This window comes from Aneurinibacillus uraniidurans, from assembly GCF_028471905.1.
Classification (GTDB): domain Bacteria; phylum Bacillota; class Bacilli; order Aneurinibacillales; family Aneurinibacillaceae; genus Aneurinibacillus; species Aneurinibacillus uraniidurans.
Genome location: NZ_CP116902.1, coordinates 891,732 through 911,885, shown reverse-complemented (window position 1 = coordinate 911,885; position 20,154 = coordinate 891,732). Strand labels below are relative to the sequence as shown.

Genomic DNA, 20,154 nt, shown 5'->3' with positions numbered 1-20,154 from the left:
AAGACTCCCACATAGCGGGAGTCTTTCTTTCGTTATGTACCTGTTTTTAAATCATCATCCGTCTCGCTCTTTTTCGTAAAGAGTTTTTTGATGAAAACTACTACTGCCCCAAGTGCAGCTACAATCAATATGACTGCTTTTTTAAAGTATAAACCTAACAGAGCTAATAATCCAAGTTTCTTAGCAGCTGCTAGTCCAAGTCCACCCATAATTAATCCGGTCAAACCATACTCTGCAACCTTATCAGTAGAAGCGTTAAAATCTTCATAGCGATTTCCCTCGTTTACTTTAAACTTGGATAGGATGAGATCATTTAATGACTTTCTGTTTTTAGCCAGATTTTCTGGATCAGATACGAGAATAAATGAGACATATCCTTGACGCGTTAACATTTCAACATTGTAGTTAATCAGACGATTTTTTTTGGCATCTTCGATTAGCATAGACCATTGCAGCTGATGAGTTTTCTCGTCATAGGAAGGCACAATATCCCAGCCGATTACCTGAAGACGATCTTCCGGATTTTTAGTTTTATTGTCTTCCTCACTTCCATCTTTATAGCTTTGCAAAATGGCATCCGCATCAATTTTACCTTTTTCTTCGTCCTTAATATGTCCGACTTCATCATATTCAAGAACAACAAACCAGTTCTCTTTCCGATCAACCGGATAAATACTTCCAATCTCCCGCGAGGTCGGTGTATTCCCATATTCCTTTTGCAGCTTGATCGTATCGTCTTTATGTAAATACTGAAGCTTCGGACTCATATCAAAGGTTGCGAATTTATCGCCAACCTGAACAGGTTTCCCACCTTTAATCCAATTGACCTGTACCTCTGCCAGAACTGCTGAAGAAATACTTGTTAGCAGGGTACATACTACAAAAATACGTAACCAAAATCGCATATACTCTCCCCTTTTCTCTCTTAATATAAAATGGAATAATATTTTAAAATTATACTTTTTTTACCTTTATATCTCATGTGCAATATTTACCTTTTTATTGTAATACAGTAATATTTTACACTTCATAACATAGTAAAAAAGCACCCGATACGGGTGCTTTTATCCATGTATATGCTACTTATCCTTTTAGCTGCTGCTGAGCCATTTGGACGAGACGCTTCGTAATCTCCCCGCCAACCGAACCGTTTGCGCGAGAGACGGTATCACTCCCTAGCTGTACACCAAATTCGGATGCGATCTCGTATTTATACTGGTCAAGCAGTTGAGCTGCTTGCGGTACAAGAAGCTTGTTGTTGCGTGCCATACTGTTCACCTCCTGCCTCGGAAAGTACCTTTAGTGTCCGTCGTCCGAAGCATTTTATAAGGCGTACTTCTTTCCAGAGCAGGAGGATTTTCTTCTTACTGGATTAATCTTTGAACAACAGCGATGCGCCGGCAATGCCTGGGTGTGTCATCTCGAACGGATCAAGAATGAGATCCAGCTCTTCTTCTGTTAGCACGTTGTAATGCAAGCACAGCTCCCGTACGGACTTACCAGACAGAATAGCTTCCCGTGCAATGCGTGCTGCTGTTTCATAACCAAGATGTGGATTTACGGCTGTAATAACTCCCACGCTCTTATCCACGTATTCTTTCATCTTCTCTTCATTAGCTGTGATGCCTTCAAGGCAGTATTCCCGGAAGACACGGAAACCATTGTTCATAATGCTAATCGACTGTAGCAAATTGAACACAAGCACAGGCTCCATAACATTCAGTTCCAGCTGACCTGCTTCAGATGCCAAGCAGATTGTATGGTCGTTACCGATTACCTGGAACGCGATCTGATTGATGACTTCGGCCATAACCGGATTTACTTTACCTGGCATGATCGAAGAGCCTGGCTGGCGCGCTGGCAGTGTAATCTCACCAAGTCCAACGCGTGGACCAGATGCCATCAGGCGCAGATCGTTGGCGATTTTGGACATGTTCATCATACACACTTTAAGTGCAGCAGATACTTCTGTATACGCGTCAGTATTTTGTGTCGCATCAACCAGGTGCTCCGCCCCCACAATCGGGAAGCCTGAAATATCAGCCAGATGCTTTACAACGCTTTCAATATAGCGCGGATCAGCATTCAAACCAGTACCAACGGCAGTTGCTCCCATGTTTACTTCGTACATATGCTGGCGTGACTGCTTGATTCGCTTCATGTCACGCTCTATCACACGTCGGTATGCTTCGAATTCCTGACCAAGGCGAATCGGCACTGCATCCTGCAAATGCGTACGTCCCATTTTAATCACATGGTCGAACTCTTTTGCTTTTTTGCCGAATGCATCATGCATCTCCTGCATCGTAATCAGCAGTTTATCGAGCATACTCAGCACTGAGATATGAATCGCAGTTGGGAACGAGTCATTCGTTGACTGGGCCATATTCACATGTGTGTTCGGACTTAACTCAAAATAGTTGCCTTTTTCTTTGCCAAGCAGTTCAAGTCCACGATTTGCAATTACTTCATTTGTATTCATATTAATGGACGTACCAGCGCCGCCTTGAATCGGATCGACAATAAACTGATCATGCAGCTTGCCATCCATGATCTCTTGCGCTGCATTAACAATTGCTTCTCCAACGCGCGAGTTCAGCTGACCAGTTTCCATATTTGCCAGCGCTGCAGCTTTCTTTACAATCGCCATCGCTACGATAAGGGATTCGTGAATACGGTAGCCTGTAATCGGGAAGTTCTCAACGGCACGCATCGTCTGCACACCATAATAAGCGTGAAGGGGTACTTGTTTTTCACCAAGGAAATCTTTTTCTACGCGATAATTGTTTGCTTGTTCCATAGTTAGTAACATCTCCTATAACGTAATATCATATAAAAATATTCATTACTTCCATCATCGTATCATAGTTTATTCATTTGCCAACAAAAAAACCTGCTTTCCTACAGTAGAAGAAAACAGGTTTTACATTTATTTTTTCACTTCAGACTGTATCTTAGCCACCTGGGTAGCACGAGCATCTAATTTATGGGAAGAGTTCTCGATATTTTGTTGTACCTTGACTGCACCAAATACAAAAACAGCGAAACATGCACAAGAAAGAAGGAGGCCACCAATACCCTGCATAAACGTTCCTCGCTTCGAGAAAATCAACAAAAGCGAAAGAATCGCAAATCCTAAAAAAACAAGTGTACAAAAGAAACCAATAAGGCTAACCGGTCCCCACAACATCTCTCCCACCTCCAAGCATACTCTTTCCTACTATCTTTATACTTAATTATAGGTATATTTACTCAAAACTCAATAGACAATATTCAAGAAATTAATCATTATTCTGCGTCTTACGAACGCAATGGATTCTGTAGTGCCCGAGATAGTTGGCGAACCAATAAAAATCGTCGCAACACATGGAAGTCTTCTCGTGTGATTGACTGAATTTCGCAACCATATCGATATCCCTCATCGGCCATCGTTTCATTACGAATGATCGTCTTTGTTTTAATTTCTAGGTCATTCGTATCAAATGCTACATAATATGCATGATTCACTCGTAAGCGTTCAGACGATACAAAACCAAAGCCCTGTAAGCTTACGTCAATGACGCGAACACGCAGGTCAGCAGGAATTTCATACACTCGCTCGCTGATATAATCATTCACATAAGCTGGCAGTTTCACAGGAACCCGTGCCATACGGCGCCGATTGTTTGGAAAGTGGGTTTCAAATAAAGGGACAAATAAATATAGCTCACGTATTCCTTTTTTAATAATCTTCATAGGAAAACGCTTTCCTGCATCTAAAAACATAATCACGTCACCCACAGTATATCTATCTGCATTGGCAACTTCTAAACTAAGCAATTCACCTTCAATCACGCCCATATTCCCAAACTCAAGTCTTCCTTTATATTCAAACTTGACCTGCTCCATAAAGACACCTCCAAAACAAATCAGGGACTTTTTTCTTTGTTCACATTTAATATAAGAAAATTTTACCCCCTAACAAGGAGGTAATAAATGAATAATTAGACCTATTAAACGTAAGAATTTGTGAAAAAAGCCTGCCCAAATTCAAACATATCTGGGCAGACTTTTTTCATAGATGTTATTTTACTGTGCACCTGTAGCTTGCTTCTGTTTAGAGGAAGAAGCCGCAGGAGTTGACCGCGGTATGCCACCGATCCAAATAACAGGGCGAAGCCAGCTCGCCATATAAACGAGCAAACATGATACAGCTGTAACAATACCAAACAACAGGAGGAATCCTGGTGTTGTTTTCCAGAACTGTGCCCATTCATGATACGTGCGCTGAATCCAAACAAGTACAAGTGGATGCAGCAAAAATACCAAAAAGGACTGAATTGCCAACCAGTCAGAAAATCGAGCCAGTTGGCCACGCACGTCTTTGAGCTTCATCGCTATGCTCAGGAAGAATGCGTAAGAGACAAAGCAATACACCATAACCGTCGGCTTGATTGAAGAATCGTACGTGTGCGTATAGTGACTATCCAGTAACAGCAGCCCAAATGAAGCTATATACATTATACCAAGCTGTACAGTCCAACCAGATAGCGCAGAAGTAATCGTCTCATTATGTTTTGCCACATACATCCCAGCGCCAAAATAAAACAACCAGAGCGGGAAAAGAATAACATAGGGCACAACCAGCCGTGGCAAATGAACAATGTGCAGCGCATGGAAATAAATCATCGTCTGCGAAAACACCGTCACAACAAATGTTACCGCCAAAAAGCTAGCCGCATGCTTTTGCAGCCATTTCCACAGCAGTGGATAGATGGCATACAGCTGCACCATAATCAGAAGAAAATACAGATGGACAAATCCCGTTCCTCTTATAAGATCTACCTTCAATGCGGCTAGCCACTTCCCATATTGCCCTGCCGCTACTGCATCATGGTAGGTATACAGCGTATATATGACTGTCCAAATCAAATAAGGGGCGACAATTTTACTGAAGCGCTTCTTATAAAAAGAAGACCATGATAATTGATCACGATTCCGATCCACATAAAACAATAAAAAGCCGGATAAAATAATGAAGAGCGGCACTGCATAGCGCATCGCCTGATTTACAACATAAGCAGCTGGATTAGCGATCACATATCCCGACGTGACATGAATCATAATAACCGATAGGGCAGCAAATGACCGCATCCAGTCCAACTCGCGCAACCTTTTTTGCATGGAAATAAAGTCCTTTCTACATGAAGAATACGATGTTACTATATCGAAAAAATAACAGTAGGAGCAATCTTTTTTTATACAAAACAGATGAAGAATGCATTTGACTTTTCTTCGGAAAGAGCGTATAGTTGGGTAATTCGCGTGTAGACACGCCATGATTGTATATCTTATCGTTCCTTCTCTTCTATTATATCCTCTTTTTATCACTTCTTTTTCTTATTTCTGATCAACTCCATGTATAATCCTGTAAGAAACGGTGATACTAAGTATCGGTTTATATTTTTGCCATGCAATTCACACTGGCACGGTCATCGGAACCGTAAGGATGAAAGAGAGGTAGGGCTTTCATTGTTTTGAGATGTCAAAAGTACCATTCACTTTTTGATATATGCGTGTTTATTTACCCGGTAAATAGAGACCTTATATAAATACTAATTTTTTGGAGGTTCCTTTCATGCAAACAACAGGAACAGTTAAATGGTTTAATGCTGAAAAAGGGTTTGGTTTTATCGAAGTTGAAGGCGGCAGCGATGTATTCGTTCACTTCAGCGCAATTACAGGCGAAGGATTCAAGTCGTTAGAAGAAGGTCAACGCGTTCAGTTCTCGATCGTTCAAGGAAACCGTGGACCGCAAGCTGAAAACGTAGTTAAGCTGTAAGACTCAATCATGCAAAAGGACGCTCTCCCTCGGGAAGCGTCCTTTTTTATGAAAATGGATCAAATCATTAATTTTTCACTTCGTTTTCATTCTTTCGGTAAAACTCGTGGAACAATTTAAGCAATGCCCGCTTCTCGATTCGTGATACATAAGACCGCGAAATCCCCAGCTCCCGCGCAATCTCACGCTGGGTACGTTCTTCTTCATTATCGAGTCCGAACCGACCGATGATGACTTCCTTTTCCCGCTCGTCAAGAATATGGATGTGCTTATAGATTTTATTTTTTTCGATTTTGAGCTGAACAAGGTCTTCGATTTCATTAGCTTCGGTTCCAAGAATATCAATTAGGCTGATTTCGTTTCTGCTAACAGGTTATCTGTTTGCGGCGTTTGCTGAATTTAGCAAGAGGAGGCCTGGGTGGAAGGCCGGAGAAACTGGATAAAAAGAAAACAAAGATGCTTACTCAAGAAAGTCCCTGTTTGTTTAGATGATGAATAATCCTCTCTGCCGTTTCATCAGGATGAGAGATAGGAAAGTGATGGCCGAAGGGTACATAATCCATAGTACCAAGTGATATTGGCGGCGTATAAACAGCATCTTTGTTCCCCCAAATAATATGAATTTCACGATTTGGATGAGTATCCACATTCTTTTCCATTGTCTCTGACAAAAAGGAATTCAGTTGAACGGTTGTATGTAATATTCTAGGTGAAGTAAAGCTTTGTGCGACTTTCTTTATATACCCTGCTGGAATCGTCTCCTTATGGTCAAATAATCCTTGTTTCAATATGTATTGTTCGATTTTGTTCGGGGTAGCCAATTTCAGCAACCACTTGCTTATAGAAGGGAATCGATCTAATGCTGTTACTTGTTTTTTTATAGGGGGTTGAAGAAGGATAAGAGAATCTTGTGTCCGTATCACATTTTCTTTCAATGCTTCTAATAAAGTCAGGGCGCCAAAGGAGTGTCCAATAAGATAGGCGCCGCTGGCAGATTCTTTCAAAAGTTTTTTTACACTATGAATGTAAGGAGCAAGAAGCTTTTTTTCTCGTAGAAAAGGCGAACGTCCTAAACCAGGAAGATCGACAATCCATACAGGATGACCCGTTTTTTCATGAATACGTATGCCCAATGGAAAAAGATCTTCCCCATCGCAAAGGAGTCCATGAAATAAAATAAAGGGGTTCCCTTCTCCTTTTAATCGATAAACAGTTGTATGTTCCACACGTGTTCTTTCAAATCTTTTGTCCATTTGGTGATTCTGATACGTCAACCGATAGTCTAAATCGGCCACAACTACAGGGATGAGATTTTTTACACTTCCGTCTTCAAGCCATCCTTTGTTCACTATTTTTTTCGCTGATTCATTTGAAAACTCTCTGTTCGTAATGAAGGCTAGTGATTCAGAAGAAGTTCCGGTCAATTTGCTTCCTCCACTTTTCAGGAGCAGTTTTATTAGCCCTTTTGGAACGGAAATCGTCGGGGGTTTCATATTCATACTTTCTGCCATCACTGATAATAGCTCATATATATCAAGGTCTGTATGTTTATCAGGAACCAATGTATAAGTCTTAATGGACGAAGCTTCCATCATGGAAACTCGGGTAATGAATGCAGCCAATTTATCGTTTGGTATGATCGGTAATCGATATTTTTTCCCTCCAGGTACAACAGGCATAAAGCCTTTTCTTACAGCTGAGACAAGCAATCCCAGGCCTTCCATTTGCTCCGTGCTGCCTGTTTTGCTCGATCCGACGACAGTAGGTGGATTAATAACGGAAAGGGGGTACCCAATGGAAGCTGCTTGTTGTCGAATATAGAGGTCTGCTAAAAACTTTGTTCTTTCATAAGGATTTTTTATTTTCAAATACTCATTTCCTTCTTTAAAGACATCAATGGAAATCCGGCTATTGTCATCATCAAAAGGGCTCATATAACCAACAATATGAACAAATTGTTCCAGACCCTTCGATTCGTGAATGCTTTTGGCTACTTCCCCTATATACTTTGCGCCTTGTAAAAAAGAAGAAACAGCTTCCTTTTCCCCCAATTGAATATCCATAGGTCCGCCAGCATGAATAATAATATCTGCTTGTAATACTTTTCTTCGATCTTCATCACGTAATGCCAGGTTTTTTTTTGTTAAATCTCCTTCGACGAATTCCATGATTTCCGGATTAAAAATCCCCATTTCTTCAAAGATAGTTGCAGCTTTTATTTTTGAACGAACGAGCAGTAAAACTTTTACCTTTTCCTTCATTAATTCCTGAACTAATTGTTTGCCTATAAAACCTGTACTCCCGGTTAAAAATATTGTCTTCATCGCTTCCTCCCTTTTAGTACTATTTAGTACTAATTAATTACAAAAAAAATGCCTCTATTACCGAAGCAGATTAAAAAATTGCTGTGCAGTATTTGTGACAACCGATGCATCTTTCAAGGCTTCTGAAATAAACAAAGCACCTTCAAGATTAGTTACAAATAGCGCAGAGACTTCATGTATATGTATGTTGTTTCTAAATTCTCCCCTTTCAATCCCCTGTTTTAATAATAAACCTATTCTTGCTTGTAATTCGAAGAAAAAGCCCGCGATTTTTTCTTTCATTTGAGCAGCCTGCTCAGGACTTTGAATGTAAAGCGTAATAAATGGACAGCTCCCCTTAAACTCCCTCTCTTGAATCCCCTGCGATAAATGCGTTAAAAAGAGCATAACTCGACTCTCAACTGATAGATGATCCTGTACAAGAATTTTTTCAATGGCATCGTTATACGTATTGATCCAATACTCGATTACACCTGCTAATAGCTCCTCCTTATTGGAAAAATGGTAATATACATTGGATTTTGATACTTTGCTTACCCGAACAAGTTCATCGATACTCGTATAAGCATATCCTTTTTCTAAAAATAATTTTGCTGCTGCTTCAACAACTCGATGTCGGTTCATTCTTTTTGGATTTCCCATAACTAGTACTATACAGTACTAGTTATGGAATTTCAAGCAGCTATAATTCTCTATACATTCATCGTTGACTCTCTCATTACGGAAGACATTACACTTTGTTTGTAGTCGATGACAATGAATTAGGGGGAGATCAAATGATTCAACACATTCGTTCTTATGCAAAAAAATTGAAAACTAGATATTTGTTACTGCTGCTGCCTTTTACGTTTATATTGCAGAAACTGGTGAATGAAGAGCTGGATAAGATGTATGCGAGGTCCTTGTTTCCTGTGCCGTTCTATAAGGGACAATAATGAATGTTCTAAATTGGATATAAAAGCTTCATACCAACAAATAATTGTCCGAGACATCACGAACAGACTGTGAAAATGCATCTCTTTCTAATAGTTATAAATAAAGGGCGTAATCTAAAACCGCCCTTTATTTATAACCCCTGATAACTATTTGATAATTTAGGATGAATAACAAGTATAAAATCATCATTTCTCTGTTGCTTTTCTTTCCGATAGGTAGCATATTCTAGTACAGACCTCAACATACTATTCTTCTTTGCAGCATCATCTGTTTTCTCATACAAATCCAAAACATGCTTTACATTAGGAATAATCTTTTGTTTCGCTTTCTCCTGACGTTTTTTTGTTTCAATTTCCTGTTGAACCTTTTCAATATAATCCTTTATCTTTTCCTTTCTATCGGCTATGTTTTGTGAACGGGTGAGGTACGTTTCCTCGTCATAAATCCCTCTCTCTAAAAAATCATGGAGCTTATCCCTTTGCTGGATTAGATGTTTCATCTCCTGTTGCAGATTTAAAAGTGCCTGCTCCTTAATCACTAATTCATTATCACTCTGCTCCTTGTTGTCTTTTGGTTTCCGTTTATCCCATTCCGCTTCATACGTCTTCAACCAGTGCCTTAATCCTTCTAGCAAACGGGCTTCCACATAAGCAAATTGGCTACTTTTATTTTTGCACGACTTGTTATAGCACATAATATGCGGCTTCTGCTTCCCATACGGTCGCAGAACCATAGAGGCCCCACACATCCCACATTTAATCAAACCTGCTAACGGATTTTTAATTCCGTTTACAAGCTGATACGGCACATGATATTTTTTATTTAATATTTCCTGCGCTCTCTCATATGTTTCCATCGAAACTAATGGTTCATGTTTCCCCTCTACATCAATCCATTCTTCACGTGGCCGAGTACGAACATCTTTTTTCTTTCCTGGTTCTTTTGATTTCTTTCCCTCTTTCTTTTTCCATTGAATCCGACCAGCATATACCGCATTTTTAATGACATTAAGTACAGAATGACTCTTCCATTCCTGTCCTGTTGAACTTTTGTATCCTAATCGATTCAATTCGTTAGCAATTTTGCCGCTTCCTAATCTAATCTTTGGATTTTCATGCGTGTACCATTCAAAAATCATTTTTACAATAGGAGCCTGCTCAGGATCAGGGATAAGATATCGTTCTTTATCCGTTTTTTTTATCTGGTATCCATATGGAGGGGTAGTGGCAATATAATTTCCTTCCTCCACAGATCGGATACGGCCACTTTGCAGCCGACGAGTAATAATCTTTAATTCTTTGCGTGCCATAAAAGCCTCAAACTCGCTGTATTCCTCATCCCACTCATCCATTAAGTCATATGTCTTTCTAGGTGTAACAATCTTCGTTTTGGAACGTTTAAACGTATCCAAAATCAAGCCCTGCTCCTGCATATTTCCACGGCCTAAGCGATCCAAATCCATGCAAAGAACCGCTTCGTATACGCCAGCTTCCACTTCTTTCAGCAACTCCAGCATCTGTGGCCTATGTACCAAACTTTCTCCCGATACGATTTCCTCATATATGTTAATGACATTTAATTTCTTCTCTTTAGCCAGCTTTAATAAAGCTTTTTTATGTTTAGCAAGCGTTTCTCCCTCGCCACGTGCCTCTGATTCCAGGTCGGCACGCGATTTTCTTAGATACATGCAGACTCGTTCCATCACGAAACCTCCCTACAAACTAAAAAATCAGGCCCGTCCTCAGCTTATGGCTGCATACACATCATGTAGAGGTGATGTTTACATGGAAGCGTATGACATGACCATCAAAGTAGGAAAGACGACCATCTGTTTTGTGGCGCCTTCCTCAGTAACAGATAGCGAAATTGAACGGATTTTAGACGAATTCCATTTTGCCGGGTGGGCTATCCTTGAAGAAATACAGGAGAAGGAGGAGAGTAAAATCCTTTGATACATTACACGCTATGGCGAAAACTACATCCATAGACCTTATTCCAGACGTACAATCATACATATCTTAAAAAGCAAAAAGGAGGCAGCCCATCGATGTTAGGCTGTCTCCTTTTTGCTTTTGTATTCATTCAGGTGAACAAGATGTTTTCATTGTGATGAATAATCCAGATATAAGTTGGCATTCTAATTGATGATGGAATGATCAGAGATAGGAGTGGACACAGAATGACGTAGAGCAGTTTTAGAAAATAGAAAACCCGATTCAAGCAATTGAAGCTGGTGTTCAAGCACCATGGGATCACTACTTGCTAAATCAATCATGGTTTGGTAAAGGCGATGAACCCGCCAGTTCAATGAGCTGCCCTCAGATGACTTTGAAGAACTCTTTTCTTGCTGGCATAAAGGACAAGCTTTAATCTCAAGCATACTAAACAATCTTTGTAGGACGGTTAAGTTGACGGTTTCCGTTTTGCCACTTTCTAAATTACTCAGATAGCCTGTAGAAACACCTAACATTTTGGCCATAGCATTCAGACTGATTCCCTGTTGTTCACGAAGCAAGCGCACCTGCTTGCCGAATTCATGCTTCATGACGTATTCCTCCTAAAAGTAGGTGTCTAATTTGACAAAGAAGAAGAAAAACAAAATCGAAATTCGCTCCATTAGCTATTCACTAGACCCGGATTCCAACATGAAATGGTTTGACATATGGGTAAAGCTCGCCAAAAAAGAGCTGTTACATGAATGCTCCAAACTTGAGCGAAAGGACTAGTACCTTCGCTGTACGCATACGTATTTGTAAAAAGAAATCTGGAGGTGTCCACTTGCTTACCGTTGCATACTATCGCCGATCATCTACGATCCAAGAACACTCCATCGAGATGCAAAGGTTTAAAGCACTTCAATGTAGCATTAAACATAGTCTAATTATCGATCAGGAGTTTATTGATGATGCCGTTTCTGCCCGCCAAACAAATATCCAAGAGAGAAAAGCGCTACATCAAATATTGGACCTCGTTGATCAAGGTAAAGTTAAAAATCTGATTGTATACAAGAGAGATCGACTAGCCAGAAATACCCTTCAGCACTTGTTGATTTATCACAAATTACGTGCGCAAAAGGTAAACGTTATTTTTACCGCTGAACAAGAGCTTTCAATGGAGTACACACCTATTGCAGAATTTTTCGAGTTAATCTTAGGTTCCATGCTTCAAAGGGAAGGCGAACAAATTATTCACCGAGCACATTGTACCAATAATTTGTCTTGTCCCAAGAGATACCAACGGTTTGTCCTATTCTCCATTATAGTCAGGTGGACAAATTCATAATCCTTATTCGGTTATTAGGAACAACGACAATTAATGTTTATCTGTATCTCTCGATAATTAGGCAAATAGTTATTTTTAAAGCAACGAAATGGAAATGAAACAGGGCTATTCTCCAAAACGCTCATTCGATCGTTTAGAGAATAGCCCTTCCATTCCTTAAATAAACTCAGACTTTTGGAGAAGCCGCTGAACAATTGCTGCAACTTCTGCTCTTGTGATGTACTCTTTTGGTGCCAACTGCTTGCCGTTTCTTCCAGACACAAGCCCTGCCTGCAGGCAATCCGCTAGACTGCTCTTCGCCCACTCCGATGCCTTTTTCGCATCTGTGAATGGCTGCAGCAGTTCCTCAGCTTCTTTCGCCTGAAGTTTTGCGTGAAGACCGGTTGTTTTCATCGCTTTAGCGATGATGACCGTTGCCTGCTCCCGAGTAATTCTGTCCATTGGGTGGAACGTACCGTCTTCAAATCCGCTGATTAAATTATACTTATAGGCGGTTTGCACGGAGCTACTGTACCAATCAACAGCCTTTACGTCCGCAAATGGGTTTGGACCGTTCTCCAACTTGAGTCCCAGTCCCCGAACGATAATTGCCGCAAACTCGGCGCGTGTAATATCCTGATCCGGATGAAAAAGGTCATTGCCAGTGCCACTGATGACCATTCGAGACCCCATGTCATTTACCGCCTGCTTTGCCCAGTGATGTTCGACATCCTTAAATTCCAATAGATGCCATACGACAGAATACGTGCTGTTCGTCAAGCTGTTCACTTTGGCAAAATACTTACCATTAATGACAACAATTTTAGTTGGTACATGACGTACAGTTCCATCCGGGTCAACAACCACTCCTGTTGTAACTTTATTCGGATCTATACCTTCAGGGAGCGCAATCGTTCTTTCTACATATGCATTAAACTTGGATACATCAATTGTTTTATCTCCATATGTGCCTTTGACCGTGAAATTGAGTGGCGGAGCAACGATCATAAATTCTCCTTTTGCTGCGGAGTTTTCCACCACTTTGACTGTCCCCGCTGTCGGTTTGGCGATTTCGATATGGATTTTAATATCTTGAAGGGCCACCGTTTTGCCGATTTGATCCGATATAGCGTCAATGTTAATTTGCTGTGCAGGTAGTGTATAGGTAGCATTATTTGTTTTGATTTCTACAACCGCCTGTTTTTGTTCCATGTTTTTGACCATCTGTCCGGTCATTTCTCCAACAACAACATCAGATTTGTCATTGACCGGAATGGTGATGACGGCATGCTGACCCTCCGCTGCAAGCTTCTCTTCAATCTTCTTCGCGTCAACCGTAATGGTCGTTACCGTCTGGCCATTCACTTTGGTTGTGGTTGCGGTTCCCGCATTCTCCACTTCCCCATTAACAAGCACTTCAACTCCAGTGTTTGGTACGCTTGGAGTAGAAGGCAGTGCAGGTGTGCTGCTTCTGCCACCGCCTCCTCCACTGCCAGCACTTCCACCACCGGAAGAAGGTACTTGCTGTACTGTCACAAGGCAAACGGCGGTTTTATTTCCACCTGCTGTTGTGACCGTAATGGTTGCCGTTCCCGCTGACTTTGGAGTCACCACACCATTTGCATCGACTGTGGCTATATTTGAATTGTCACTGCTCCACATGACTTCCTTGTTCGTTGCATTGTCTGGCTTCACTGTAGCCGTAAGTCGTGCTGTGCTGCCTCCTGCTGTCAGATTCAACGCCGTTTTATCCAGCACCACATCGGTCACCGGTACATTCACTAGTGGTGCCGGATTTACCGTGACTGTGCTTGTCGCGGTATAACCTCCAGCTTCTGTTGTCACGGTGATCGTCGTCGTTCCAACCTCCACAGGAGTAATGATTCCATTCTCATCTACCGCTGCCACATTCGGGTCACTGGACGACCATAGCACTTTTTTATTCGTTGCGTCAGCTGGACGGACTGCAGCTGTTAACGTTCCTGTTGCTCCGCCTTTTGTTAACGTAAGACTGGATTGATCCAGCGATACTCCTGTAACGGCTATCGTATCTGGAGTCGTCGTCGACTCTTCTACTGTAACAAGACAAGTTGCCTGTTTCGTAGGATCAGACTCTGATGTAACGGTAATGGTCGTCGTTCCCTTTTGCAATGGAGTCACTACACCACCTAATACTGTCGCTACACTTTGGTCGCTACTGCTCCATATGATTTTCTTATTTGTCGCATTCGCAGGGAGGACTGCAGCCGTTAACGTCCCTGTCGCTCCGCCTGCTGTCAGACTTAACGTAGACTGATCCAGGCTCACGCCTGTGATCGGTACATTTACGGGTGGGGATAGAGATAACGCTATGACTGTAAGATTGAACTCCTTTGTATCAGTAACACTACCTTTGTTGATGCTTGCGGTAAGTATTACTGTCTTGTTCCCGTCTGCATTAGACGGACGCGTCACCGTGCCATCCACCGCAAGAACACCCAAATTGCTTGAACTCCAGCTCACCGTTGTGCCATTCGCTCCCGTAGTACCCAGCGTTACATTCTGTGTCACGCTGCTGGCACTATCGCCTCCGGCATAGCCAATGTCCAGAGCTGCTTTGGCTGCCGCCACCGCTTCTGTATCCGTTTCGGCTAAAGCTTTTACTGTCACGGTAAAACTTTTCGTATCACTTTCCCCACCTTTGGTAATCGTAGCGGTCAGTGTTATCGTTTGATCGCCTTGGCTATGAGTTGGGCGTGTTACTGCACCATTCGCCGCAATCATCGCTGAATTATTGGAAGCCCAGTTAATCGTCGTGCCATTCGCTCCCGTAGTACCCAGCGTTACATTCTGCATCACGCTGCTGGCACTATCGCCTCCGGCATAGCCAATGTCCAGAGCTGCTTTGGCTGCCGCCACCGCTTCTGCATCCGTTTGGGCTGCGCGTGTCACCGTAACGGTATACGCCTTTGACGTTCCATCCTGAGCAGTGACCAGAACGGTGATGGTGTTCGAGCCGACGTTCAAAGAGATCGGGTTCGAAGCAACACCACTCGTCGTGGAAGTACTGTTCACTTTCACCGTGGCTGTAGAGTCAGCCACGGTCGGGGTCACCGTCAAACTGCTCACTGCATTCTCCACGTTCGCTGTGTAACTCGTCGTGCCAGAAGCAAACGCTGGAGACAAAGTTCCATGACTTGATGTCAGACCGCTCAGATTCGAATTGTTAGACGGTGCTCGCGTTATGATAATTTTATATATCTTAGTCGTTCCATCCTGAGCTGTCACCACAATCGTGACTGTATTCGATCCCACTTGTAAAGGAATCGCTCCGCTTACCTGTCCATTTGCTATAGAAATCCCATTCACAGTTACAGTTGCATTAGCATCGGCTACTGTAGGTTTCACCCATGTCTCAGTGGCTCCGTTCGCTAAGCTTTGTGTATAGGTTGTTGTATCGGGTGAAAAAGGTTCATTCAATCCTGCTACATATACAGTTATTCCACTTAGGTTGGCGTTACTAGATGGCGCCCGGGTTACTATTACGGTGTACGTTTTCTGCGTGATGCCGTCCTGCGCCGTTACCTGCACTGCAATCGGATTTGTTCCCACAGTCAGTGGTACATTGAATGCAGTACCGCTCGTTGCAGTGCTACCGTTTACCTTCATGGTTGCCGTACTATCTGCTACTGTTGATGTCACATCGATGCTGCTTACCCCATTCGCTACACTCGTTGTATAATCGGTTGTGCCAGAGGCAAACGCCGGTGACAAAGTCCCCTGATTTATCGTCAGATTGCTCAAATTAGCATTGCTAGACGATGCTCGATTCACTGTCACCATGTACGTTTTAGTCGATCCATTTTGTGCCGTGACCAATACCGTAATGGTATTCGATCCCACATTCAGCGTAATCGGAATAGATGCACTGCCCGAAGTAACTGCCGTTCCGTTCGCCTTCACTGATGCCGTCGAGTCAGCCACCGTCGGCGTCACCGTCAGGCTCGTAACCTCATTCCCAACACTGGTGGTATAAGAAGTCGTACCGGAACTAAAGGCCGGAGACAGCGTACCTTGACTGAGAACAAGGTCGCTAAGGTCGGCATTGGTAGAAAGAGGCGCTGCACGAGTAACTGAAATCGTGTAGGACTTCGTCGTCGAGCCGTCCTGAGCCGTAACCACCACCGTGATGGTGTTCGAGCCGACAGTCAGAGGGATCGAACTAGAAGCTGTACCACTCGTCACCGAAGCTCCGTTGACCGTAACCGTCGCATACGCATCAGCCACAGTAGGCGTTACCTTCAAACTGGTCGTCGCATTGCTTACTGAGGCTGTATAGCTGGTGGTAGACGACGAGAAACTCGGAGACAAAGTTCCGGCGCTGAGTAACAAGCTGCTCAAATCAGCGACGCTGCTTTGCGATTGCGTCAAAAGAATGCCGTTAGCACCGACTGCAACAAACTGTCCACCTCCAGATGCCACTGAATACAGATCGTTACTAGTTCCGCTAGGTCCTTCTATCGTCCAAAAGATCCCTTCTTGTGAAACGTATACGTTGCCTCCTGCACCTACGGCGACGAATTTATTTCCTCCATACGTTACTCCATAGATAATGCTGCTGGACGTATAGCGTTTTGCCCACGTAATGCCGTCTACTGAACTGTATAGTCCATTATCTGTAGCCACGACGTAGAGCCCATTCCCGTAAGCAATAGAATTGATGTTGGTGGTGCTACCGATTGTTCCCTTGGTCCACGCCGTCCCATCAGGAGAAGTGTAGATACTCCCACTCGTCCCGACGGTCACAAACTGCCCACCCGCATAGATGACCGAGTACAATGTGGGAGCACCAGGGCCTAGTGTGGATTGGCTCCAAGTCACCCCGTCCACAGATTGCGTCACAGCCCCAGAAGCTCCCACAGCAATGAATCTCCCGTTGCCATACGTAATCGACCATAAATCATTGCCGGGAGAATGAGCTTGAATCGGAGCGCCCCACGTCACGGTGTTATCGTTAGAAACAATTACCTTCCCATCACTAGCAGCCAATACCCATTTCCCCGCGCCATATGCAGACGAATACAGTGCTGTAGCCTTGCCACTAAAACTCTTGGCGTTCCACGTAGCACCATCGGTAGAAGTTACGAGATTAGATGATCTATTATCCGCGCCAACAAACAATCCGTTGGCATATGTTATTCCATTGATGTCGCCGCCAGTATTAGAGGCACGCAATGTCCAAGCCGTGGAAGCTTCTACCGGAGCAACAAAAAAACGAATCTCAGTTACCGAGCAAAGAATGGCAAAAATCAAAAACACGCTCAAAAATCGAACAACCCATTTTTTAAAAAAAGACTGATACAGAACCGGACACCCCCTCTCCTTTTTTGTTACATGATGTCTTTTTAAATTCTACGACACCATCTGATCGTTAATTGCATTGTAACTCTTTGTGCTAGAGGCAAACGCCTGATATAATGCTCCCTAGCTTATCATCAAGCTGCCTAGGTTGACGTTCTATAATTATTAGAAAGTTGAAACTGAATATTTCCACTTAATATGACTTGTGTAACCCCAACGATGCAACAACGACTTTGGTTAGAAATAAACACGATATCAACAACAACAATAAACATAGCATTGAAACAAATACTATGCTTCTCCTATCTAAGTCTCATTTACTTTTGAATAATTGACTCTCAATAAATAGCCCCCTTTCTCTAAAACTTATAGTAGCTAGGAAGAATAATATGTAGGTAAAATCAATTATATCAAACAAATAAGTCATATTTCAGTCACTATATATAAGTACTTTTGACCTATAACCGTTTAACAACTGGTAAATTAGTGAGATACACAAGCGAAAAAGAAAGAGGACCTTTTTTGAGAAAGAAGAGAGGAGGAAGCCTATTTATAAACAGATAACCATGTAAAGGAAACTCATTTCCTTCTTTGTCTGTACCAATCGGGTCATGAAGAGATACATCTTTCTTCGTTTTCTTCAAAGATCTAAGATGCATGAGAATCTCCATTCTAAAGTCAATAGTGTTGCTTATTCACATGCAGTACGTATCAACCCGCTACTGAAAGGTATGCAACAGCTGCATGCTCAAATTCCCCGTCAGAGAAAATGAAAAAGCATCACAAGGATGCTTTACAGGTTGTCGCGAAAGTAATTGGATATCATTTTATGCGGGAACATTAATTAGTATAAATTTAACCTAAAAACATCAAGCAATTCACGATTTTATTTACGTCAATTTATTTGTTCTGCTAACGAGAAGTCTTGTATAATAAAGGAAAATGAATAAACCTCTGAAAAGTAGAAAAAGATGCACGAGGAATTTATGGAACAACACTTTTAATGGGGGAACAAAATGTTTAGCATACAAAAAGATTCTGATACTGCAATTATCGTTGTTCACGAGATTTATGGAATCAATAAACACATGGAATTTATTTGTCAATCATTATCTGAATATGACTTTGATGTTTTGTGTCCGAATTTATTAGAACGAGAACTGCCTTTTGATTATTCTAATGAGGAAAATGCTTACTCTAATTTTATGAAGAACGTTGGTTTTACAAATGCTTTGGTCACAATAAAAAATTTATTAATGGATATTAAAGACGAATATAAAAAAATATTTGTCGTTGGATTCAGTGTAGGAGCAACTGTTGCTTGGCAGTGTAGTGAAGAACAGCTTGTTGATGGAATAATCGGGTATTATGGTTCTCGTATCAGAAATTATATGGAAATATCACCTCAATGTCCTGTATTGTTGTTTTTTCCGCAGGAAGAAAAGTCTTTTAATGTTGATGAGTTGGTTTTGGCTTTAGATAATAAGAATAAAGTCGAGGTTCATAAATTAAATGGAAAACACGGATTTAGTGATCCATTCTCCCTAAAGTATAACAAAGAATCAGCTAAAAAATCGTTTAACCAAATGTTGGTTTTTCTTCAGAGACATTTAGTCATATTGGGCTAATGTGAGTCCATTGTTAAACAAAGAAAAGCTGATATTTCTTTACTTTAGAAATACCAGCTTTGGATTTAAAATATTCACGCTTTCACTTTATACATTTGTGTTATGTAATGTCTTATTACTTACCGAACTTTCACTGCTGTTCCTGTAGCGATACACATCATCATACCTTCTCGAAGCGTTTCAAAATCTAGATCAACACCAACAACTGCGTTGGCACCTAGCGAACGTGCTTTATCAATCATTTCTCTAATCGCGATCTCCCGGCCTTCCGCGAGCTTGTTTTCGTAAGTGCCGCTGCGTCCCCCAATAATATCAGTAATGCCTGCCATGAAATCACGCACTACATTCGTGCCCATAATAGCCTCTCCCGCTACAATTGAAATATATTCTTCGATTTCTTTTCCTTGCAATGTTGGTGTCGTTGTAACGATCATCGTGATTCCCCCTATAAAGGATATGGATTTTTGAAGCTTATTCTTTATTACGAAATTCGCGGCCCTGTAGTTTCATTACTATATGTATCACCACTGATACAAACAAAAAGAGAGGCCTTATATCATTGCCTCTCCACTACATAGTTGATCCTTATTATGCTTGGAAGCTGTTATCTACCTGCTGGCAAACCTCCTCAGCTGTGAGGCCGCTTGCATCGATTACAGATCCTTGTGTCACTACATTTTGCATTCCCATCACATTATTATCCGCACCTGAAATCACGCAGCAATCGCAATTTTTTGCATCTGACTCATTTTTCAGGTCAACAACTTGATGACCACGATTCTGAAGTTCTTGCTTCACTGCTGTCAATGATTGTTCCACTGCAATTTTCGCCATGATATCCACC

General features: G+C 41.9%; 19 protein-coding genes and 2 pseudogenes. 6 read left to right on the top strand and 15 right to left on the bottom strand.

The window, feature by feature from the left end:
- Positions 1-32: 32 nt before the first annotated feature.
- The 6 genes from PO771_RS04535 to PO771_RS04510 all read right to left on the bottom strand — a co-directional run bounded on the left by PO771_RS04535 (position 33) and on the right by PO771_RS04510 (position 5,163).
- A complete protein-coding gene (locus PO771_RS04535) occupies positions 33-905 on the bottom strand; it encodes a DUF2167 domain-containing protein (protein WP_272562092.1) in 873 nt (290 codons plus the stop codon).
- A gap of 178 nt (positions 906-1,083) precedes the next feature.
- On the bottom strand, positions 1,084-1,269 hold the full coding sequence (locus tag PO771_RS04530; protein WP_272562091.1) for an alpha/beta-type small acid-soluble spore protein: 186 nt from the start codon (positions 1,267-1,269) through the stop codon (positions 1,084-1,086).
- Between the two features lie 103 nt (positions 1,270-1,372).
- Positions 1,373-2,800: an aspartate ammonia-lyase gene (gene aspA / locus PO771_RS04525; RefSeq protein ID WP_272562090.1), complete on the bottom strand. Its 1,428-nt coding sequence runs from the start codon at positions 2,798-2,800 to the stop codon at positions 1,373-1,375.
- A gap of 129 nt (positions 2,801-2,929) precedes the next feature.
- A complete protein-coding gene (locus tag PO771_RS04520; RefSeq protein WP_272562089.1) occupies positions 2,930-3,190 on the bottom strand; it encodes a hypothetical protein in 261 nt (86 codons plus the stop codon).
- A 110-nt stretch (positions 3,191-3,300) separates the two neighbouring features.
- Complete coding sequence (locus PO771_RS04515) at positions 3,301-3,888, bottom strand: PilZ domain-containing protein (RefSeq protein WP_272562088.1); 588 nt, start codon at positions 3,886-3,888, stop codon at positions 3,301-3,303.
- A gap of 180 nt (positions 3,889-4,068) precedes the next feature.
- Entirely contained in the window at positions 4,069-5,163 is a 1,095-nt protein-coding gene (locus tag PO771_RS04510) for an acyltransferase (RefSeq protein WP_272562087.1), read from the bottom strand.
- Positions 5,164-5,617: 454 nt separating this feature from the next.
- Between PO771_RS04510 and cspD the strand changes: the two genes are divergently transcribed.
- Complete coding sequence (cspD, locus tag PO771_RS04505; protein WP_096464194.1) at positions 5,618-5,821, top strand: cold-shock protein CspD; 204 nt, start codon at positions 5,618-5,620, stop codon at positions 5,819-5,821.
- A 67-nt stretch (positions 5,822-5,888) separates the two neighbouring features.
- On the opposite strand, the pseudogene PO771_RS04500 reads toward cspD, so the two are convergent.
- The 3 genes and pseudogenes from PO771_RS04500 to PO771_RS04490 form a co-directional block, all read right to left on the bottom strand.
- Positions 5,889-6,182, bottom strand: a pseudogene (locus tag PO771_RS04500) (sigma-70 family RNA polymerase sigma factor); the annotation flags it as partial.
- Positions 6,183-6,285: 103 nt separating this feature from the next.
- The gene (locus tag PO771_RS04495; protein WP_272562086.1) at positions 6,286-8,145 is read right to left on the bottom strand and encodes an alpha/beta fold hydrolase; all 1,860 of its coding nucleotides are present in this window, start codon (positions 8,143-8,145) and stop codon (positions 6,286-6,288) included.
- Between the two features lie 57 nt (positions 8,146-8,202).
- The gene (locus PO771_RS04490; protein WP_272562085.1) at positions 8,203-8,769 is read right to left on the bottom strand and encodes a TetR/AcrR family transcriptional regulator; all 567 of its coding nucleotides are present in this window, start codon (positions 8,767-8,769) and stop codon (positions 8,203-8,205) included.
- Between the two features lie 152 nt (positions 8,770-8,921).
- Between PO771_RS04490 and PO771_RS04485 the strand changes: the two genes are divergently transcribed.
- Positions 8,922-9,080: a hypothetical protein gene (locus PO771_RS04485; RefSeq protein WP_272562084.1), complete on the top strand. Its 159-nt coding sequence runs from the start codon at positions 8,922-8,924 to the stop codon at positions 9,078-9,080.
- Between the two features lie 131 nt (positions 9,081-9,211).
- Here the strand turns inward: PO771_RS04485 and PO771_RS04480 are convergent, their stop codons facing one another.
- Positions 9,212-10,783: a recombinase family protein gene (locus tag PO771_RS04480; RefSeq protein WP_272562083.1), complete on the bottom strand. Its 1,572-nt coding sequence runs from the start codon at positions 10,781-10,783 to the stop codon at positions 9,212-9,214.
- A gap of 82 nt (positions 10,784-10,865) precedes the next feature.
- Here PO771_RS04480 and PO771_RS04475 point away from each other — a divergent pair, with 82 nt between their 5' ends.
- Positions 10,866-11,033 carry a hypothetical protein gene (locus tag PO771_RS04475; protein WP_272562082.1) on the top strand — a complete coding sequence of 56 codons (168 nt, stop codon included), beginning with the start codon at positions 10,866-10,868 and terminating at the stop codon, positions 11,031-11,033.
- 185 nt (positions 11,034-11,218) lie between these two features.
- On the opposite strand, the gene PO771_RS04470 is transcribed toward PO771_RS04475, so the two are convergent.
- Positions 11,219-11,626: a helix-turn-helix domain-containing protein gene (locus tag PO771_RS04470; RefSeq protein WP_272562081.1), complete on the bottom strand. Its 408-nt coding sequence runs from the start codon at positions 11,624-11,626 to the stop codon at positions 11,219-11,221.
- A 31-nt stretch (positions 11,627-11,657) separates the two neighbouring features.
- Here PO771_RS04470 and PO771_RS04465 point away from each other — a divergent pair, with 31 nt between their 5' ends.
- Both PO771_RS04465 and PO771_RS04460 read left to right on the top strand, forming a co-directional pair.
- On the top strand, positions 11,658-11,807 hold the full coding sequence (locus PO771_RS04465) for a hypothetical protein (RefSeq protein ID WP_272562080.1): 150 nt from the start codon (positions 11,658-11,660) through the stop codon (positions 11,805-11,807).
- A 52-nt stretch (positions 11,808-11,859) separates the two neighbouring features.
- Entirely contained in the window at positions 11,860-12,363 is a 504-nt protein-coding gene (locus PO771_RS04460) for a recombinase family protein (RefSeq protein ID WP_272562079.1), read from the top strand.
- Positions 12,364-12,519: 156 nt separating this feature from the next.
- On the opposite strand, the gene PO771_RS04455 is transcribed toward PO771_RS04460, so the two are convergent.
- Positions 12,520-17,640 carry a cadherin-like beta sandwich domain-containing protein gene (locus tag PO771_RS04455; RefSeq protein ID WP_272563096.1) on the bottom strand — a complete coding sequence of 1,707 codons (5,121 nt, stop codon included), beginning with the start codon at positions 17,638-17,640 and terminating at the stop codon, positions 12,520-12,522.
- A gap of 611 nt (positions 17,641-18,251) precedes the next feature.
- Positions 18,252-18,350: pseudogene (locus tag PO771_RS04450) on the bottom strand (RNA polymerase subunit sigma-70); the annotation flags it as partial.
- Between the two features lie 348 nt (positions 18,351-18,698).
- Between PO771_RS04450 and PO771_RS04445 the strand changes: the two are divergent.
- Complete coding sequence (locus tag PO771_RS04445; protein WP_272562078.1) at positions 18,699-19,310, top strand: dienelactone hydrolase family protein; 612 nt, start codon at positions 18,699-18,701, stop codon at positions 19,308-19,310.
- A gap of 119 nt (positions 19,311-19,429) precedes the next feature.
- Here the strand turns inward: PO771_RS04445 and PO771_RS04440 are convergent, their stop codons facing one another.
- Both PO771_RS04440 and PO771_RS04435 read right to left on the bottom strand, forming a co-directional pair.
- Positions 19,430-19,744 (bottom strand): YbjQ family protein, encoded by a 315-nt coding sequence (locus PO771_RS04440; protein WP_272562077.1) that lies wholly within the window; start codon positions 19,742-19,744, stop codon positions 19,430-19,432.
- A gap of 154 nt (positions 19,745-19,898) precedes the next feature.
- Entirely contained in the window at positions 19,899-20,144 is a 246-nt protein-coding gene (locus tag PO771_RS04435; protein WP_272562076.1) for a YkuS family protein, read from the bottom strand.
- Between the last annotated feature and the right edge of the window lie 10 nt (positions 20,145-20,154).

What these genes read in the sequence shown, in the direction of transcription:
- PO771_RS04535 (WP_272562092.1), bottom strand. Translation starts at nt 905, where the DNA reads ATGCGATTTTGGTTACGTATTTTTGTAGTATGTACCCTGCTAACAAGT.
- aspA (WP_272562090.1), bottom strand. Translation starts at nt 2,800, where the DNA reads ATGGAACAAGCAAACAATTATCGCGTAGAAAAAGATTTCCTTGGTGAA.
- PO771_RS04520 (WP_272562089.1), bottom strand. Translation starts at nt 3,190, where the DNA reads ATGTTGTGGGGACCGGTTAGCCTTATTGGTTTCTTTTGTACACTTGTT.
- PO771_RS04435 (WP_272562076.1), bottom strand. Translation starts at nt 20,144, where the DNA reads ATGGCGAAAATTGCAGTGGAACAATCATTGACAGCAGTGAAGCAAGAA.
- PO771_RS04510 (WP_272562087.1), bottom strand. Translation starts at nt 5,163, where the DNA reads ATGCAAAAAAGGTTGCGCGAGTTGGACTGGATGCGGTCATTTGCTGCC.
- PO771_RS04495 (WP_272562086.1), bottom strand. Translation starts at nt 8,145, where the DNA reads ATGAAGACAATATTTTTAACCGGGAGTACAGGTTTTATAGGCAAACAA.
- PO771_RS04480 (WP_272562083.1), bottom strand. Translation starts at nt 10,783, where the DNA reads ATGGAACGAGTCTGCATGTATCTAAGAAAATCGCGTGCCGACCTGGAA.
- PO771_RS04470 (WP_272562081.1), bottom strand. Translation starts at nt 11,626, where the DNA reads ATGAAGCATGAATTCGGCAAGCAGGTGCGCTTGCTTCGTGAACAACAG.
- PO771_RS04530 (WP_272562091.1), bottom strand. Translation starts at nt 1,269, where the DNA reads ATGGCACGCAACAACAAGCTTCTTGTACCGCAAGCAGCTCAACTGCTT.
- PO771_RS04515 (WP_272562088.1), bottom strand. Translation starts at nt 3,888, where the DNA reads ATGGAGCAGGTCAAGTTTGAATATAAAGGAAGACTTGAGTTTGGGAAT.
- PO771_RS04475 (WP_272562082.1), top strand. Translation starts at nt 10,866, where the DNA reads ATGGAAGCGTATGACATGACCATCAAAGTAGGAAAGACGACCATCTGT.
- PO771_RS04485 (WP_272562084.1), top strand. Translation starts at nt 8,922, where the DNA reads ATGATTCAACACATTCGTTCTTATGCAAAAAAATTGAAAACTAGATAT.
- PO771_RS04445 (WP_272562078.1), top strand. Translation starts at nt 18,699, where the DNA reads ATGTTTAGCATACAAAAAGATTCTGATACTGCAATTATCGTTGTTCAC.
- PO771_RS04490 (WP_272562085.1), bottom strand. Translation starts at nt 8,769, where the DNA reads ATGAACCGACATCGAGTTGTTGAAGCAGCAGCAAAATTATTTTTAGAA.
- cspD (WP_096464194.1), top strand. Translation starts at nt 5,618, where the DNA reads ATGCAAACAACAGGAACAGTTAAATGGTTTAATGCTGAAAAAGGGTTT.
- PO771_RS04440 (WP_272562077.1), bottom strand. Translation starts at nt 19,744, where the DNA reads ATGATCGTTACAACGACACCAACATTGCAAGGAAAAGAAATCGAAGAA.